This is a genomic window from Pseudomonas aphyarum (genome assembly GCF_028657055.1).
GTDB lineage: Bacteria > Pseudomonadota > Gammaproteobacteria > Pseudomonadales > Pseudomonadaceae > Aquipseudomonas > Aquipseudomonas aphyarum.
In genome coordinates, this window is sequence record NZ_JAMDGS010000001.1 from 41,014 (window position 1) to 57,636 (window position 16,623).

Here is a 16,623-nt window from a genome sequence, read left to right on the forward strand (position 1 = left end):
CAATGAGTTGCTGGACCGTCCTTGGCCTGTCGGCCGACGCCGATGTGCGCACTATCAAACGCCAATATGCCGTCCTGCTCAAACAGACCCGCCCCGACGACGACCCCGAGGGTTTCCAGCGGCTGCGCGATGCCTATGAGCAGGCGCTGGCCTACAAGGAATGGCAGCAGTATCACGAGCAGGATGAAGAACAAGCGCAGGACCCGGGCATTGAAGAATCCTGGGACCTGAGCGGCCTGACCGTGGTCGAGGTCGATGCCCTGCAACTGGCGACCCGTTCGCTGCACGGGCTCAGTGTCGAAGAACTGAACCATCGCCATGCCGTCGCCCGCGAACAAGGCTGTGCACACATCTTCGAAGACACAGTGCTGCATCACTGCATCGAGCACCCCGATTGCTCCGATTCGCTGGTGGACTGGGCGGTGCAGGCCTTTCATTGGTTCAGCGCCTGGCAACGCCTTGAGCTGGACGAGGAATCGATCGAACTGGTGCTCACCTGGCAGCGCGATCGTATTGCGCAACCGATGCGTGACGCTCTCAGACGCGAAGACGTCGACGGATTCCTCCAGGCCTACGCCCGCTGCGCGGATTTCAACTGGCTGGCGACTGAACAACATCAGCAATGGCTCAACCGTGCCCTGAGCCATTTGCTGCTGGATGCGCCGTTCTGGTCTCCCGAGATTTTCGAACGGGTGCGCACCGGTCAAGGCTGGCACGGCTGCACGGGAAATCCCTGCCCTGACGGCGAATGGCAACGCCTGCTGGCTCGCCAGAATGCGCCGTTTTTTGTGGCCCACCAGCAACAGCTCGCTCTGGAGCCGCCCACAACCCCCGAACACCGCGCCGCCCGCCTGCTGCTCGGCACCGGCTCGTTCAGCGCCCGCCGCGCACTGGCCCGACGCTTGCGCGAAAAAGACTGGGCGCAGTGCCGCAAGTTGAGTTCCGAGCTGTACGCCAATCACCCCAAGGTCTGCGCACAGATGCCCGGCGGCACGGCGTTTTTCTGGCAAAGCTGGGAACTGAGCTTCAATGACTGGCCGACGTATGTGGGCGTGGTGCTGGCCTGCCTGATCGGCGCGTTCACCCATTACATTCCGTTGGGCGTGCGCCTCAGTGGACTGATCAATATCGTCTTGATCTCGACCGTGGTGTTCGGCGTGATCGTGGCCGGGCTCAATTGGCTGGTGCACAACCTCGCCCATCGGGTATGGCGGCTGGATGACCGGCTCAGCGCTGCTCTTTGCCCCGGAGCTTTCAAAGACTCGCCGCCGTTCGGCGTGCTGCGTGACCTGGTGCCCGGCGCGTTGATGGTGGCCGGGCTCGGCTGGTTTTTCGGCCCGATTGCCGGCGCGGTGTACGCCGCGACCCTGGCGACCTTCGGCCTGGTACGCCGCTGGCAGTCCAGGCCACGGGTGTCCTGGGAAGAGAGCCGTCCGGCCATGAAAGTCGGCGGGACGATCCTCGGCATTGTGGTGCTGGCCCTCGTGCTCGGCGTATTCAAAGTGGTCGCCAGCCAAGGCACCGTCAATCGCAATCAGGGTCTGCAACCCTGGACCGAACGCCTGTGCAGCCGCTTGCCGGCGACTACCCCCGAATGCAGCGCACCGGCCACCGTCGAGCAGTGGTACGGCAAGGAGGCCCGCCCATGAGCTCGAGAATGATGTTTTGCCTCGGTATTTTCTTCGTGCTGGTGGTGATGGCGCTGACGAGTGCGAGCCGCCCTTTCCTTCAGCTGGACCTCTGGCTCGACGAGCGCGATGCGCCGATCACTGCCCAGGCCAATGCGCTGAGCCCGGTGATCGCCTGCGTCAACCGGATCGACGTGCAATGGCGAGTGGCCTACGACCGTTACAAGCATCCCCAGCCACGTCCACCGGTCGATGAACGATGGTTCGCCAGCCTGAACGACTTCGAGGACAGTGACGCGCTCAACGTGCGAGACATCCAGCGCGATGCCTGCTCTCTAGGTTTTACCGAAAAACTCGAACTGCTGGCTTATCAACCCGAACTGGCGCAAATAGCCAATGAATATGCCCTGGCGCTGAATCGTGTGACGACAACGCTTGCGTCTCAACGGTTTTACCGGGAAGCGAGCTTCATCTCCTCATCGCAACAGCCCTCCGCTGAAGAAAAGGCAACGATCGAGCGCGTCTCGCAGGATTACGCCAGTGCCTCGACACGCCTCAGGCAAGCCCTCCTGCCGCTGGATGCCGCGCAGCGGCCCGAACAGCTCAGGCTGCTGGAAGCGCGCCAGGGCCGGGACGTTCATTGGTATTTGCTGGCCTATATGATCCAGGCCCGGGAAACTGTCGATGTGCTCGAAGCGGCCATGAAAAACCGCACGCTGACCCCGCAATTGCTGGCGGACACCACCGCGAAGCTGCAACAGGCCTGGAATCGTCGGGAGCCCTTCCTGGCCTCGCAAACGGGCGGTTTCCAGAACAAGACCGACGCCGCGCGGGACCTGTGGTTATACATCGGCAGGCCCGGGACCGAATACCTCGACGCCCTGTATACCCTGCAAAAGGACTGGCGTGAGCACGCCGAGCCAAAACGGTTGAGTGATGATTTCTACGCCATCAACCGCCGCTACGACGGCTTGCTCAGCTACTACAACCGCCGCGCCCGAGCCGAGTTCTGATGACAGCCAGCCGGATCGCCCGCCATGAGCGATCCGGCAGCCCGTCTTACTTGGCCTTGAGCTTGAGGTAGGACTGATGCAGGTCCGACGCCCAGCCATCGATCACGCTTTTCACGTCATCGGCCTTCATCACCTGCGAATCGTTTTCCAGCGGTTTGCCGGTGCCCTTGCGCACCACCTGCGCCGCCACCTTGTTGGTGCCGCCATCGAGGAACACCGCTTCAGTCGCCAGCGTGGTTTCCTGATCGCGAATGCCGCTGGCGGTGCTGACCGCTGCTGCCACCAGTGCCACTGGAATCACCTCATAAGCGTGCAAGCCTTCAGTCTTGCTGCTGACGGCAGTGATGGCCGCGCGTACCACGATCACACCCGGCCCGGGGCCTGAGGCCAGCGGCAGGGATTTGCCCAGCTCACGCTTGAGCGCCTGATCGTAATAGCTGGTGATGCCGTTGAGGGTCTGCTGCGGAATTTTCACGGTGGGTTGCGGTTTGGGATAGAGCTGGGTCGGTTCGATATAGACGCTGGTGAATTTGCCGATGTCGATTTTCGGATCAATCCAGCGCATCACTTCAGCCCCCGACGGGGATTTGGCCTCCCTCAGCTGGCTGTAGTCCTTGAGGAAGCCTGAGTACTCGTCGGGTGCGACGGTTTTGCTGGAGCAGCCCACCACGCCCAGCGTGGCAATGCACAGGGTGCTCATCATTACGGCTAGCTTCATGCTGTAACTCCTGTCGGAAGGCCGGATTTATTGCATTGGGGAGTTACAGGTATAGCTAAAACCGCGCGGTTTGCGATCACAAAACACAATATTCACACCACGCGGCTTGCGCTCATTTGACAGATGCAGGTCAGGCGGCAAAGCTGCATCAAGCTTGAACGCGCGCCAGACGGCAAATGCACCTGGACTACGGAAGTCGCAATGCCCAAGCATAAGAATAAAGCTGCACCGCTTCAGCCTGATGCTTCACCGACCTCGCTTTCACGTTACCTGTTTCCCGTTTCCATCGGCGTGCTGCTGGCCGCCGTGGCGGGGATCGGCTGGTTTCTGTTCAGCCCTGCGCCGGTGCCGGTCAAACCGATGCCCGTGAGCGCCCCGGTTGTGGCGCCGGCCAAACCTGCACCCGCCGTGACGATGGCGCCTGCGAGCATGGTTGACGAGCAGCAATGCCAGGGCTGTCACAGCGAGCAGGTAAAGGATTGGCAAGGCTCTCATCACCAGTTGGCGATGCAACCGGCAAACGCCGAAACCATGCTTGGCGACTTCAACAACGTCGTTGTCAAAGCCGAAAACGAGACCACCCGATTTTCGCGCAAGGGCGACGACTTCTGGGTCAACACTCCAGGCATCGACGGCAAGAACGCCGACTTCAAAGTCGCCTACACCTTCGGCATCGCACCGCTACAGCAATACCTGATCGAAGTCGGCGAAGGCCGATTGCAGGCGCTCGGCGTGGCCTGGGATACCGAGAAAAACCGCTGGTTTCACCTCTACCCCGGCCAGGGCGTGAACTTCAAGAATCCGCTGCACTGGAGCAAGCCGAGCCAGAACGCCAATTTCATGTGCGTCGAGTGCCACACCACCGGGTACAAGCGTAACTTCGACGCGGTCAGCAACACCTTCGCCAGTCAGTGGAACAGCCTCGGCGTCGGCTGCCAGGCCTGTCACGGTCCGGCGTCGAACCACCTGGAATGGACGGCGAAGAAAACCGACCTGATCCACGCCGGGTTCGCCGTCGATCTCAAGGACAAGAACGCCACCGTCGAAATCGAAACCTGCGCCCGCTGCCACGCCCGCCGCGCGCCGTTGGGTGATGGCTACACCGTCGGCAAACGCTTGATGGACGATTACCTGCCCAGCGTCCTCACCCGCGAGCTGTATGCGCTGGACGGCAAGATCAAGGACGAAGTGTTCGAACACGGCTCCTTCGCCCAAAGCAAAATGTTCGACAAGGGCGTGCGTTGCAGCAATTGCCACAACCCTCACAGCACCGAGCTGAAAGCACCGGGCAATGCGGTGTGCCTGCAATGCCACAACACCGCCGGCAAGACCTCGGTCGAAGGCGTCGACGGCAAAGGCCTGCAAGCGAAGAACTACGACAGCATCGAACACACCCGCCATACCCCGGGCCAGCCCGGTTCGCAGTGCGTGGATTGCCACATGCCCGGCAAGTTCTACATGGGCAACGATTTCCGGCATGACCACAGCTTCAGCATCCCCAACCCCGAACGCGCGCAAAAACTCGGCACGCCGGACGCCTGCCTGACCTGCCATCAGGGCAAGGCTGGCGACAAGGTCACTGCGCAGTTCAAATTGTGGAATGCCTCGACCACGCCGCAAGCGCCGCGTTACGACGAAACCCTGTGGCTGATTCGCAACGGCCAACCCGGGGCGGCGCAAGCGTTGTATGAACAGTTGCAGCGCAGCAATCTGCCGGCGATCCAGCGGGCGACGTTGCTGGCGGAACTGCCGCTGTATCCGAGTGAACAAGCCCTGACGCTGGCGACGACCGACCTGAAAAACCCGGCGCCACAGGTTCGCGAAAATGCCGTGCGGGCGGTCAGCGCGTTCTTGCCGCCGCCGGAGCGTTTATCGCTGTTGACGCCGTTGCTGGCTGATCCGGTGAGAGCGGTGAGAATCGCTGCGGCGCGGGATTTGCTGAGTGTCGCCCGCAATGGTTTGGGCCCGGCGCAGGCCAATTGGGAGGCGGCGATTGCCGAGTACGAAGCCGTACAGAAGAGCCTGGCCGAACGTGCCGAGGCCAACCTGAATCTGGCGATGCTCTATCAGGCCAGCGGTCGCAATTCGGAGGTTGAAGGCCTGTTGCGCACAGCCCTGAAACGCGACCCGGATTTCTACCCGGCGCTGGTGACGCTGGTGCAATGGCTGGAGGCCAACGGTCGCGGCCCCGAGGCGCAGCAACTGCTGGATGAAAACCTCAAGGCACATCCGGATGCCGCGCTGTTGCAGCACACCCGGGGCCTTTCGCTGATCCGCGCCGGCAAACCGGCCGAAGCCATGTCACCTCTGCGCAAGGCCGCGCAACTGGAACCGCAGAACGCGCAGTACGGTTATGTGCTGGCGGTGGCACTGCACGAAAGTGGCAAGGTCGATGAGGCGTGCGCGCAGCTGGAGGCGCTGCTCAAGCAGCAACCGGCGAACCGCAATGCGCGGTTGTCGCTGATTCAGTGGTATCTCGACAGTGGGCAGGAGCCGAAGGCGCAGGTGGTGTTGCAGGGGTGGAAGAAGCTGAATATGGGGGATCCGGCTTTGAAGTGATCGGCTGGAGATTGCTGCCCTCACCCTAACCCTCTCCCGGAGGGAGAGGGAACTGACCGAGATGTCTCGCGAAATACATCGACCTGAAAAACCGTGTCGATTATGGATTCACAACCAATCTTCCGAAGGAAGAGGGAACCGACTGAGATGTCTTGCGAAATACATCTACCTGAAGAACCGTGTCGATTATGGATTCACAACCAATCTTCCGAAGGAAGAGGGAACCGACTGAGATGTCTTGCGAAATACATCGACCTGAAAAACCGTGTCGATTATGGATTCACAACCAATCTCTCACGTCGGTGAACCTCTCCAATATTCCCCAATCGGCTCCCTCTCCCCCCGGGAGAGGGCTGGGGTGAGGGAGCTTTTGACTTTAGCGGACCACAAGAGCTACCAGCTCGAAGTCTCCCCACTCCTCAACGCCATCTCCCGCCGACTGTTCGCCCGCATCGCCTTGATCAGCGACACCGTCCCCACCAGCAAAATCGCCGCACCAAACAGAAAATCAATGTTGTACAGCTGGAAATCCTGCACCGGCCCCACCAGCACCGTGCGCACCACGCCGATCCCCACCAGCGTTGCAAGGAAGTCGATCCCCGGCTCATCGCGGTAGAACACCAGCAACAATGGCAGGCACAGCACCAGCAGCATCAACAGCACCACGACCTTGAACGAGCCTTTGCGCTCGACGCTGAACGCGCATTCGTGGGGGCCGTAGGCCTTGTAGTCCTCGTCGCGGATCATCGAGTTTTTCTCGTTGATGTAGTCGGCGCGGTTGTACTTCTGGATCGGCGTGAAGGTGTTGGACATCTCCATCAGCGTGGTGATGTTCTTGAAGCGCAGGTCGATGCGCTCGCTACCCTTGAGGTAATACAGGACTGGCTTGTAGCCGTAGCGATAGGTGTCGAAAGGAAATTCGGTGACCCGGCCCTGAACGCTGATCGGGCGCGATTCGAGTTCGGCGAAGGCACTCTTGTCGGTCGAGGCGAGGTTGCGGCTCAGGGGCAGGACTTTCACCTGTTCGAGGAAGATCGGCGTGACACCAAACGACCACTGCAAAGGTTCCAGGCGCAGACGCAATTCGTTGCGGCCCAGGTCATAGCGGTTGAAAGTGCGTTCGGAGACAACCACCGCGCCGCTGAGTATGAACTCGCCGCGCAGGTTGTTGGTGATGCGCAGGGTCAGTTGATCCTTGCCCAGCAGCGCCGCTTCGGTGTTCGGCGGCGTGCCGCACCAGGCGGTGCTTTCGCCGACGCCACCGAGCTGACCGCCACGGTTTTCGTTGAACACATAGATGTAACCGGCCCACAGCGTCACCATCAGCAGCAACGCGGTGATGCCCAGAATTTTTTTGCCCGGACTCACTGATCAGACTCCCTTCTTCGTTCCGTCGTCCAGCCGAAAACCCGCTGGCGACGGGGACTCTACCAAAAGGCCACCATCGACCCAAGGAAAAATCTCTGAAATACGCCCGTCGTAGGGGATTCCCCGGTACATGGCGTCAGAACCCGATTGTGCAATCAATCCGCGAGCATTCAGTTTCCATATGAAACTTTCCGTTTAGAAATTACAGATAAAGCGAAAAACTCTAAAAAACTGTAATTTCTGACAGTAGGAAATCGATACTAAACAATAGAAAAATAGATCCATTCTAAAATTTCCCGCTCTCTCACTCATGAAAAATATACTTCTGATCTATTACTCCCAGACCGGACAGTTGAAACAGATTGCAGAGTCCTTCATACGTCCGATCATTGACAGTCATTCCGTTACGGTAGACGTGGAAGAACTAAAACCCATAACGCCCTATCCATTTCCCTGGCCGTTCGGTCAGTTCATCGATCAGTTTCCGGAAGCTGTCTCATTAGTCGCACCTGCGTTGCATCCGTTTCAATTCGACCAGAGCAAAAAATACGATTTGATTATTCTTGCTTACACTGTTTGGTTTCTATCACCTAGCCCGCCGATCACCGCTTTTTTGAAATCCGGCGAGGGAAAAACGGTACTCAATGGAACTCCGGTCATAACATTGATCGCTTGCCGCAACATGTGGCTAGAGGCCCAAGAGCAAGTTAAACAACTGATAGGACAGGCTAACGCACACGTCTTGGACAACGTTGTATTAACCGACAGGGGAAGTTTTTTAAAAACACTTGTAACAACGCCTCGCTGGATGTTAACGGGTAAGAGAAATGCGTTCTTGGGTATTTTTCCCAGAGCCGGGATTCACAACAATGAAATCGTCGCAACACAACGATTTGGGAAAGCCCTTCTCTTTTCACTTCTCTATGGAGATATGCAAAAAAGGGAACCGGTCCTGACGGGACTGAAAGCCGCAACGGTTGATCAACGACTGATCGGCAGCGAAAAAATCGCACGTCGCAGCTTCCTGATCTGGGGGAAATTGTTTCGGACACTGGGACCACAAGGCCATTTGCTCAGAAAACTAGCGGCCATTGCTTACGGACTTTTTCTGATTGTTGTTATCGCAACCGTTGTTCCCTTGACGATGATTATCAGAGTGCTGCTAAGACCTTGGCGGAAACAGGCTATTGAGAAAGAGCTTCAATACTTCGAAGGCCCATCCGGGTCAAATGATGATCGAATGGAGGAATTTTCGTGAACAACACCGTATACATCAATCGCACTGGTACTTTCTTGCCAGGAAACCCTGTTTCGAACGAGGAAATTGAGGGAATCCTTGGTATGGTTGCGGGCAAACCATCAAAGCTCCGAGAACGAATTCTGAAAAGCAATGGAATAAAGAGTCGGCATTACGCTATTGATCCATTGACTGGAAGAACAACTCACACCAATGCACAACTTGCCGCAAAGGCAATCCAAAATGCTTTGTTAAATTATTCATCACTATCTGACATTTCATTAATCAGTTGTGGGACAGGCAGTCCCGATCAAATCCTTCCTAGCATTGCCTCTATGGTACATGGTGAGCTGAAAAATCCACCTTGTGAACTTGCATCTTTTAGCGGTGCTTGCTTAAGCGGATTATCTGCGATGAAATTTGGTTACATGTCGATCCTTTCAGGTTTGGAAAACAATGCAATTACGACAGGTTCAGAATTGACTTCGACAATGATGTGCGGAAAAAACTTTGTTGAGGAGTTACATTCAGCTTTCGAGAGATTCGATTCCAACCCTGAAATAGCCTTCGAAAGAGACTTTCTCCGCTGGATGCTGTCTGACGGCGCTGGTGCCTTTCTGATGACCAACAAACCTAACGAATCAGAACTATCCTTGCGTATCGACTGGATTGAAATTTTTTCCTACGCAAGTGTGTTGCCACCTTGCATGTATTTAGGCGCAGAAAAACTTGAAGACGGTTCCCTTAAAGGCTGGCGCGAATTTAACTCTTATCGGGAGCTCGGGGATCGATCCATTTTTTCGCTCACGCAAGACGTGAAGCTCCTGAATGAACATGTCATCGATTTCACCGTTGCAAGAGGATTACAAGACACCCTTAAAAAACACCCAACAAACCCACAACAAATCGCCTGGTTTCTGCCCCATTACTCCTCAAACTATTTTCGAGAAAAAGTTTACAACTCGCTCAAATCCATTGACTTCGAAATACCATTCGAGTGCTGGCATACGAATCTGGAGAGGGTAGGAAATATTGGTTCCGCCTCTATTTATTTCTTGATAAACGACTTGCTCAAAAGCAAAAAACTGAAGCATGGAGATGCGATTCTCTGCTATGTCCCCGAGAGCGCTCGCTTTTCAACCGGCTTCGCAAGAATGACAGCCGTTCAGCATTAACGATAAAGCCAAACATGCTGTCTTGTTGGACAACTCGAGAGTATTGCCATGAATCACGACTTTTCCATGCAAAAGAAATCTGTTCCAGACGCTGCCAATCGCTTGTTCGATCTGATCATTGGTTCTTGGGCTTCACAGATCATTTACACCAGCGCGAAGGCTGGAATCGTCGACAAGATCCAGACAGGTTTCAACTCTCCGGAAAAACTTGCCAGCATCCTCAGCGTCAATAAACCGGAACTCAATCGACTGCTGAGCGCCGTTGAAACTTTAGGCCTCATCCGATTGCATGACACTGACTTGATTGAACTGACCGAGATGGGCGAACTGCTGCGCTCAGACACGGATGAAACACTGCACCCTTTTGCATTGCTTTGTGGTCAGGACTGGCACAGCACAACTTGGGAACATTTGTTCGCACGTCTTGGATCAAACAAACCTGCCTTTGATGAAGTCATGGGCGAACCCGTCTTCGAATACCTCACAAAAAACCTGGGTGCAGGTGCCTTGTTCGATAACGCCATGAATGCCCTTTCATCACTATGGGGTCCTTACGTAGTCTCAGAACTGGATCTTTCGGAACTCCACTCGATCTTGGACATTGGTGGTGGTAGTGGCATTTTTCTTGCTCAAATCCTCAAACACCAACCTCACTTAAGAGGTCATTTGCTTGATCTACCCGACGCCGTTGACCGGGCTCGGCGAAGCAAACACTTGAGCCACTTTTCCAGCGCCCAACGCTGTGACTTCATAAAAGGCTCTTTCTTTGAGCCTATCCCGGTGAAAGCCGATGCCCACATCATGAAGTTTATCCTTCATGACTGGGCGGACCACGATGCCCTGACCATCCTTTTGAACAGTCATCGAGCACTCAATCCAGGAGGCCGTCTGTTTGTCATTGAACAAGTTATTTCCGCCACCAGTCCCCCTCTTGCCAGACTGAGTGACATTGAAATGATGCTTTTTGGCACTGGGAAAGAACGCACCGTCCAGGAGTTCACCAAATTGCTTGAACAAGCCGCTTTCAAGGTAGAAAACATCAAAGCAACGACAACGCCCTTCTCGATCATTGAGGCCAGCGCACTCTGAGCCAGATACTCGAAATCACAGGTTGAAGCACCTGAGTCAACGCCGTCGGAACAACGGTCGCGGCTCGATCACCGAGCGCCCGTACAACACGCTCATCCCCGCCAGGCCCTTGAGTGCATCCTCGGCGGATTTGTCCTCGCGCACAGCGAAGCTGTCGAAACCGCACTGGCGCATGTGGCTGAGCTGGTCGCGCAATACATCGCCGATGGCGCGCAACTCGCCTTTCCAGCCGAAACGGCTGCGCAGCAGATAGGCCTGGCTGTAGGCGCGGCCGTCGCGAAAGCTCGGGAAGTCGAGCGCGATCAGCGGCAGCGAGGTCAGCCATGGCAACAGGCTTTCAACCCCGTCGTCCGGGCCGAGCCAGACCGCATGGGTCGAGGGCGATTCGAGCCAGTGGGCCAGCGGCAGAATCAGCATTTCAGTGCTGTCAGCCGTTTCGGGCGAGCGAATCAAAGTCCATGGATCATCCAGCACGATCCGCGCCCCGCCCGCCTCCATCCGCAACAGATTGTTCATGCCGGCACCTCCAGCGCCTTCGGATAGACCCGTTCTTTGAACGGTTCCAGCCCAATTCGCGCCACGGTATCGACGAACAATTCTTCAGCCTCGCGATAACGCACGAAGGTGCCGATGATCCGCTCGATCACCTGCGGCACTTCAGCGGCACTGAACGACGGGCCGATGACTTTGCCCAGCGCGCTGTTCTTGCCCTGCGCCCCGCCGAGGGTGATCTGGTACCACTCGCTGCCGTTTTTATCGACGCCGAGAATCCCGATGTTGCCGATGTGGTGATGGCCGCAGGCGTTCATGCAGCCGGAGATGTTCAGGCTGATGTCGCCCAGATCATGCAGGTAATCGAGGTTGTCGAAACGCGCCTGAATCGCCTGGGCAATCGGGATCGACTTGGCATTGGCCAGCGCGCAGAAATCCCCACCGGGGCAGGCAATGATGTCGGTCAGCAGGCCGACGTTGGCGGCGCCCAGCCCCTGCTCTTTCGCCAGTTGCCATAGCGCGAACAGATCTGATTTGGGCACATCCGGCAGGACGATGTTCTGCTCGTGGGCGATACGGATTTCGCCGAAACCGAAGCGCTCGGACCAGTCAGCCACGGCCAACATCTGCGCATCGGTGACGTCTCCCGGCGGCGAGGCCAGGCCTGGTTTGGTCGACAGCACCACGCTGGTGTAGCCCGGCACTTTGTGCGGTTGCACGTTGCGCGCGACCCAACGGGCAAACGCCGGGTTGTCTGCCAGGTGCGTGCCGAAATCCAGATCGGTACCCGCCAATGTGCGATAGCTCGGCGGCACGAAGGCACTGGCGACTCGCTGGTATTCATCCTCGGTCAGTTGCGCGGGGCCGTCCTTGAGGTGTTGCCATTCCTCTTCGACCTCTTTGGCGAACGCTTCGATACCCAGCGCCTTGACCAGAATCTTGATCCGCGCCTTGTACTTGTTGTCGCGCCGGCCGTGGCGGTTGTAGACGCGCAGCACCGCCTCGACGTAGGACAGCAAGTGCTGCCACGGCAGGCCGTCGCGGATCTGCAAACCGAGGATCGGCGTGCGCCCCAGACCACCGCCGACGATCACTCGCAGCAGCATCTGGCCGTCACGGCCGGGGTAAAGATAGAGGCCGATGTCGTGCATCATGATCGCCGCGCGATCCTGCTTTGCCGAGCAGATGGCGATCTTGAACTTGCGCGGCAGGAACAGGAATTCCGGGTTGATCGTCGACCACTGCCGCAGGATTTCCGCCAGCGGACGCGGGTCGATCAACTCGTCCGCCGCGACCCCGGCGAAGGCTTCGGTGGTGATGTTGCGCACGCAGTTGCCCGAGGTCTGGATCGCATGCATGTTGACCTGTGCCAGACGTTCGAGGATGTCCGGCACTTCGTGCAGCTCGATCCAGTTGAACTGCATGTTCTGCCGGGTGGTGAAGTGGCCGTAGCCACGGTCGTAATCCCGGGCGATGCTCGCCAGTGTGCGCATCTGTTCGGCGCTCAAAGTGCCGTAGGGAATCGCTACTCGCAGCATGTAGGCGTGCTTTTGCATGTACAGGCCGTTCTGCAGGCGCAGCGGCAGGAACTCTTCTTCGCTCAACTCCCCGGCCATGAAGCGCTCGACCTGATCGCGAAACTGCGCAACGCGCTCGAACACCAGCGCCCGGTCGTAATCATCGTACTGATACATCGGCCTACTACCTCGTCAGGAACTTGCACGGATTCCTGTGGGAACGGGCGAACCCTCTCGGGTTCGCCCGTTCCCACAGTATTTTCCCTGACTATGGCGGAACAGCGCAGCTCGTTACAGATTCACCTGAACGCATAAAAACCGTATCAGGGCGCGGCAGATGGCCGCAGGCAGCGCCTGGATCTGATCCGCATAAATGAACAATTCCTGAGCCTGTTTTGTTTCCGGTGGGGTTTCTACAGTGCAGCTCGTGCCAGACCGGGTGGCCTGGCAAGACTTTGCAACCGTGGATGAACTGACCATGAGCACAGCAACAATCGGACAGGCTTATAACTACAAGGTCGTCCGCCAATTCGTCATCGCGACTGTTTTCTGGGGTGTCGTAGGCATGGCGATGGGGGTATGGATCGCCTCGCAACTGGTATGGCCGGACATGAATCTGGACCTGCCGTGGACCACCTTCGGCCGCTTACGACCGTTGCACACCAGCCTGGTGATTTTCGGCTTCGCCGGCAGCGCACAATTCGCCGCCAGTTACTACGCCGTGCAGCGTACCTGCCAGGTGCGGCTGTACTCGGACAAACTCGCCGCCTTCACTTTCTGGGGCTGGCAATCGGTGATCGTGATCATGCTGGTCACCCTACCGATGGGCTACACCACCACCAAGGAATACGCCGAGATCGAATTCTCCGGCGCAGTCTGGATGGCGGTAGTCTGGGTCGCGTATGCCGTGGTGTTCTTCACCACCGTGGTGCAGCGCAAGACCAAGCACATCTACGTCGGCAACTGGTTTTTCGGCGCGTTCATTCTGGTGATTGCCATGCTGCACGTGGTCAATCACCTGTCGATCCCGGTGGACTGGTTCAAGTCCTATCCGGTGTATTCCGGCGCCACCGATGCCATGGTGCAATGGTGGTACGGGCACAACGCGGTGGGCTTCTTCCTGACCACCGGGTTCCTCGGGATGATGTATTACTTCGTGCCCAAGCAAGTGAATCGGCCGGTGTATTCGTACCGGTTGTCGATCGTGCATTTCTGGGCGCTGATCACCCTGTACATCTGGGCCGGCCCGCACCATCTGCATTACACCGCGTTGCCGGACTGGGCGCAGTCCCTCGGCATGGCGATGTCGTTGATCCTGCTGGCCCCGAGCTGGGGCGGGATGATCAACGGGATGATGACCCTCTCGGGCGCCTGGCATCAGTTGCGCACCGACCCGATCCTGCGTTTCCTGGTCTTGTCGCTGGCGTTCTACGGCATGTCGACCTTCGAAGGCCCGATGATGGCGATCAAGACCGTCAACGCCCTCTCCCACTACACCGACTGGACCATCGGCCACGTACACGCCGGGGCACTGGGCTGGGTGGCGATGATCACCTTCGGCGCGACCTACCACATGGTGCCCAAGGTCTTTGGCCGCGAACGGATGCACAGCACGCCGCTGATCAACCTGCACTTCTGGCTGGCGACCATTGGCACGGTGTTGTACATCGCTTCGATGTGGGTCAACGGGATTACCCAGGGCTTGATGTGGCGGGCGATCAACGAGGACGGCACGCTGACCTACTCGTTTGTTGAAGCGCTGCAGGCCAGTCATCCGGGGTTTGTCGTGCGGTTTGCCGGTGGGGTGTTCTTCCTCAGCGGCATGTTGCTGATGGCCTATAACGTGTGGCGCACGGTGCGGGTGGCGGATGTAGCGATTGCTCATCGTGAAGCGCAGATCGCCTGATCAAGGGAGCTGGTCATGTTCGATATCTTTTTGAATGTGTTGGGTGTGGTGTTTTTGTGGCTGGCGGTGGAGTACTGCTTGCGGCACGAGACGGCCGAGAGCCTGGATGAGGCGAGTCTGACGCCGTTTGCGGATGATCCGAAGGTGGCGCGGCGGGTTGAGTTGGCTACGGGTAAGACCGTGAAGGCGGTGGCGCCGGAGGTGGCGAAGCCGGGGTGGGTCAATCTTGAGATGTGAGGTGTGTCAGCCGAGCGGCCCTCACCCTAGCCCTCTCCCAGAGGGAGAGGGAACTGACCGGGTTGTTCTTTCGAGTTACGCCGACCTGTTAAATTGAAGGTGAATGCAATATCAACAACGAAGAACTGCCCTTTCCCCGTGAACTGAGTTTTTGACAACCACGAAGATCTGCTCCCTTTTCGCCGAGCTCAAAATTGAAAACTACGCAGATCTGCTCCCTTTCCCCCTCGCCCCCTTGGGGGAGAGGGCTGGGGTGAGGGGGTAGGCTCTTGATCTTAGGTACGGTCACGCGGAATCAAACTTTGTAACTGCTGCGCGAGGAAATTCGCATCGAAGGCAAAGGTGTCGGGATCCTTCAACCCATTGGTCTTGCGCCACTGCCAATCACCATTGGGCAGCCCCACCAACGAAACACTCCCGTACCGCGCCGCCGTCAGCCCCATCACCGCCAGCGAAATCTGCCCGCCGCTGCCCATCACATCCGGTACGAACTCCACCGGTTTGCCGGCAATCACGATGCTCAGCTTCTCGGTCTTGAAGGTCGAAGTCTCAACCGGAGTGCTCGGCCCGAACGCCACATAAGCCTCCCGACTCACCTCCAGCAACCCCGGCGCCTGCACCGGTTCCAGCCATTGCAGAATCTGCCCGAACAACTCGGTAATCCGTGTGGCCCAGGTCGCTGACTGCGTCTCGAACACTTGCTTCTTGTGCGCTTCGCTGTCGGCATAGTGGCGAAGCATTTCGCCCAGTTGCTGTACGTCGTCCATTGCGGTGTTCCTTCAAGGAGCGGTGCTGCGGACATCGAGCATGGCAGATGCCGATGACGACCGTGCAAGTCATTTGCCTGCACGGTCGCCTCGTCGGCCCTTGACGGACAGAAGGTCAGCGTTTGCGCAGGCGCGCCATGCTCAAGGTGTCGACCCATTGCCCGTCACGCACGGCGTAATCGCGGAACAGGCCCTCGGTTTCGAAGCCGAACTTGCGATAGAGCCCGATGGCCGCCTCGTTGTCGGCGTACACGCTCAGTTCGACCCGGTGCAGGTTCATCCAGTTGTCGGCGATGTCCAGCGCCGCTGCCAACAACTTCGAACCGACACCCTTGCCCTGCCACGCCACCGCAACGGCCATGCCGACACTGCCGGCGTGACTGCGGCGAATTCGCGAAAAAGCCTCCAGCCCGAGATGCCCGATCACCGCACCTTGATGCAACGCCACCAGTTTCACCATCCGTTCGTTTTCCGGCATCAGTCGTTGACGCCAGATCTCGGCAGACTGAAACGGCATCTGCAGCACCTGCCGGGTCACAGCCGGGTCGTTGTAAAGCGCGGTGACGCTTTCAACGTGGGATTCGCTGAAACGTTCGAGGTGAATGGCGGGGTTGTGCTCAGGCATGAAAGATCCCTCCTGGATCAGCGCGTGGCCGGTCACTGTAAACCGCTTCTTCACGGATTCGCCATGACTGTTTAAAGCCGTTGACCGAAACGTCCGGCAAGCCACAACGCCTTGCGCCATTGCCTACGCATCCGCCAGAATCCGCCGGCTTGTGCGCCTTGAGGGCCGGCTCTATCGTTTCCGGGTCGCTGATGAATCAGCGATCGGATTTGACCGTCCGACTCAATCAAGGCGCGCCAGTGCCCAAGACCGGCTTCAGATGTCTTTCTGAATCCACGTGTTGCGGTGGCTG

The 16,623-nt window shown here is 57.8% G+C and carries 14 protein-coding genes; 8 read left to right on the forward strand and 6 right to left on the reverse strand.

The genetic code is table 11. The features are described 5' to 3' along the window. The first annotated feature begins 2 nt into the window (after positions 1–2). Positions 3–1,649, forward strand: a complete 1,647-nt coding sequence (locus M5G18_RS00145) for a J domain-containing protein (RefSeq protein WP_273898602.1) — start codon at positions 3–5, stop codon at positions 1,647–1,649. After that, positions 1,646–2,641 (forward strand): DUF3829 domain-containing protein, encoded by a 996-nt coding sequence (locus tag M5G18_RS00150; protein WP_273898600.1) that lies wholly within the window; start codon positions 1,646–1,648, stop codon positions 2,639–2,641. The genes M5G18_RS00145 and M5G18_RS00150 overlap by 4 nt, the downstream gene beginning before the upstream one ends. Before the next feature lie 46 nt (positions 2,642–2,687). Here the strand turns inward: M5G18_RS00150 and M5G18_RS00155 are convergent, their stop codons facing one another. Next, the gene (locus M5G18_RS00155; RefSeq protein ID WP_273898599.1) at positions 2,688–3,359 is read right to left on the reverse strand and encodes a DUF3313 domain-containing protein; all 672 of its coding nucleotides are present in this window, start codon (positions 3,357–3,359) and stop codon (positions 2,688–2,690) included. Positions 3,360–3,560: 201 nt separating this feature from the next. Between M5G18_RS00155 and M5G18_RS00160 the strand changes: the two genes are divergently transcribed. Continuing rightward, positions 3,561–5,918, forward strand: coding sequence for a tetratricopeptide repeat protein (locus M5G18_RS00160; protein WP_273898598.1), 2,358 nt, complete (start codon positions 3,561–3,563; stop codon positions 5,916–5,918). Positions 5,919–6,311: 393 nt separating this feature from the next. Here M5G18_RS00160 and M5G18_RS00165 read toward each other — a convergent pair whose 3' ends face one another. Next, positions 6,312–7,286 carry a hypothetical protein gene (locus M5G18_RS00165; protein ID WP_273898597.1) on the reverse strand — a complete coding sequence of 325 codons (975 nt, stop codon included), beginning with the start codon at positions 7,284–7,286 and terminating at the stop codon, positions 6,312–6,314. A 352-nt stretch (positions 7,287–7,638) separates the two neighbouring features. On the opposite strand from M5G18_RS00165, the gene M5G18_RS00170 reads away from it, so the two are divergent. From M5G18_RS00170 to M5G18_RS00180, 3 genes are read left to right on the forward strand one after another with little or no spacing between them, the layout of a single operon-like run. Then, a complete protein-coding gene (locus M5G18_RS00170; protein ID WP_273898596.1) occupies positions 7,639–8,544 on the forward strand; it encodes a dialkylrecorsinol condensing enzyme in 906 nt (301 codons plus the stop codon). After that, a complete protein-coding gene (locus M5G18_RS00175; RefSeq protein ID WP_273898595.1) occupies positions 8,541–9,698 on the forward strand; it encodes a beta-ketoacyl-ACP synthase III in 1,158 nt (385 codons plus the stop codon). The genes M5G18_RS00170 and M5G18_RS00175 overlap by 4 nt, the downstream gene beginning before the upstream one ends. 48 nt (positions 9,699–9,746) lie before the next feature. Beyond that, a complete protein-coding gene (locus M5G18_RS00180; RefSeq protein ID WP_273898594.1) occupies positions 9,747–10,787 on the forward strand; it encodes a methyltransferase in 1,041 nt (346 codons plus the stop codon). 36 nt (positions 10,788–10,823) lie between these two features. Here M5G18_RS00180 and M5G18_RS00185 read toward each other — a convergent pair whose 3' ends face one another. Beyond that, positions 10,824–11,303: a DUF934 domain-containing protein gene (locus M5G18_RS00185; protein WP_273898592.1), complete on the reverse strand. Its 480-nt coding sequence runs from the start codon at positions 11,301–11,303 to the stop codon at positions 10,824–10,826. Continuing rightward, positions 11,300–12,973 (reverse strand): nitrite/sulfite reductase, encoded by a 1,674-nt coding sequence (locus M5G18_RS00190; RefSeq protein WP_273898590.1) that lies wholly within the window; start codon positions 12,971–12,973, stop codon positions 11,300–11,302. The genes M5G18_RS00185 and M5G18_RS00190 overlap by 4 nt, the downstream gene beginning before the upstream one ends. Before the next feature lie 301 nt (positions 12,974–13,274). On the opposite strand from M5G18_RS00190, the gene ccoN reads away from it, so the two are divergent. Both ccoN and M5G18_RS00200 read left to right on the forward strand, forming a co-directional pair. Then, the gene (gene ccoN / locus M5G18_RS00195) at positions 13,275–14,702 is read left to right on the forward strand and encodes a cytochrome-c oxidase, cbb3-type subunit I (protein ID WP_007955093.1); all 1,428 of its coding nucleotides are present in this window, start codon (positions 13,275–13,277) and stop codon (positions 14,700–14,702) included. Between the two features lie 15 nt (positions 14,703–14,717). Then, entirely contained in the window at positions 14,718–14,939 is a 222-nt protein-coding gene (locus M5G18_RS00200; protein ID WP_273896704.1) for a cbb3-type cytochrome c oxidase subunit 3, read from the forward strand. A 275-nt stretch (positions 14,940–15,214) separates the two neighbouring features. On the opposite strand, the gene M5G18_RS00205 is transcribed toward M5G18_RS00200, so the two are convergent. Further along, positions 15,215–15,706, reverse strand: coding sequence for a hypothetical protein (locus tag M5G18_RS00205; protein ID WP_273896705.1), 492 nt, complete (start codon positions 15,704–15,706; stop codon positions 15,215–15,217). 115 nt (positions 15,707–15,821) lie between these two features. Then, positions 15,822–16,331: a GNAT family N-acetyltransferase gene (locus M5G18_RS00210; protein WP_273896706.1), complete on the reverse strand. Its 510-nt coding sequence runs from the start codon at positions 16,329–16,331 to the stop codon at positions 15,822–15,824. Between the last annotated feature and the right edge of the window lie 292 nt (positions 16,332–16,623).

Excerpts from the sequence above, each read along its gene's own strand:
- M5G18_RS00145 (WP_273898602.1), top strand. The coding sequence starts at position 3 with ATGAGTTGCTGGACCGTCCTTGGCCTGTCGGCCGACGCCGATGTGCGC.
- M5G18_RS00150 (WP_273898600.1), top strand. The coding sequence starts at position 1,646 with ATGAGCTCGAGAATGATGTTTTGCCTCGGTATTTTCTTCGTGCTGGTG.
- M5G18_RS00155 (WP_273898599.1), bottom strand. The coding sequence starts at position 3,359 with ATGAAGCTAGCCGTAATGATGAGCACCCTGTGCATTGCCACGCTGGGC.
- M5G18_RS00160 (WP_273898598.1), top strand. The coding sequence starts at position 3,561 with ATGCCCAAGCATAAGAATAAAGCTGCACCGCTTCAGCCTGATGCTTCA.
- M5G18_RS00180 (WP_273898594.1), top strand. The coding sequence starts at position 9,747 with ATGAATCACGACTTTTCCATGCAAAAGAAATCTGTTCCAGACGCTGCC.
- M5G18_RS00185 (WP_273898592.1), bottom strand. The coding sequence starts at position 11,303 with ATGAACAATCTGTTGCGGATGGAGGCGGGCGGGGCGCGGATCGTGCTG.
- M5G18_RS00190 (WP_273898590.1), bottom strand. The coding sequence starts at position 12,973 with ATGTATCAGTACGATGATTACGACCGGGCGCTGGTGTTCGAGCGCGTT.
- ccoN (WP_007955093.1), top strand. The coding sequence starts at position 13,275 with ATGAGCACAGCAACAATCGGACAGGCTTATAACTACAAGGTCGTCCGC.
- M5G18_RS00200 (WP_273896704.1), top strand. The coding sequence starts at position 14,718 with ATGTTCGATATCTTTTTGAATGTGTTGGGTGTGGTGTTTTTGTGGCTG.
- M5G18_RS00205 (WP_273896705.1), bottom strand. The coding sequence starts at position 15,706 with ATGGACGACGTACAGCAACTGGGCGAAATGCTTCGCCACTATGCCGAC.
- M5G18_RS00210 (WP_273896706.1), bottom strand. The coding sequence starts at position 16,331 with ATGCCTGAGCACAACCCCGCCATTCACCTCGAACGTTTCAGCGAATCC.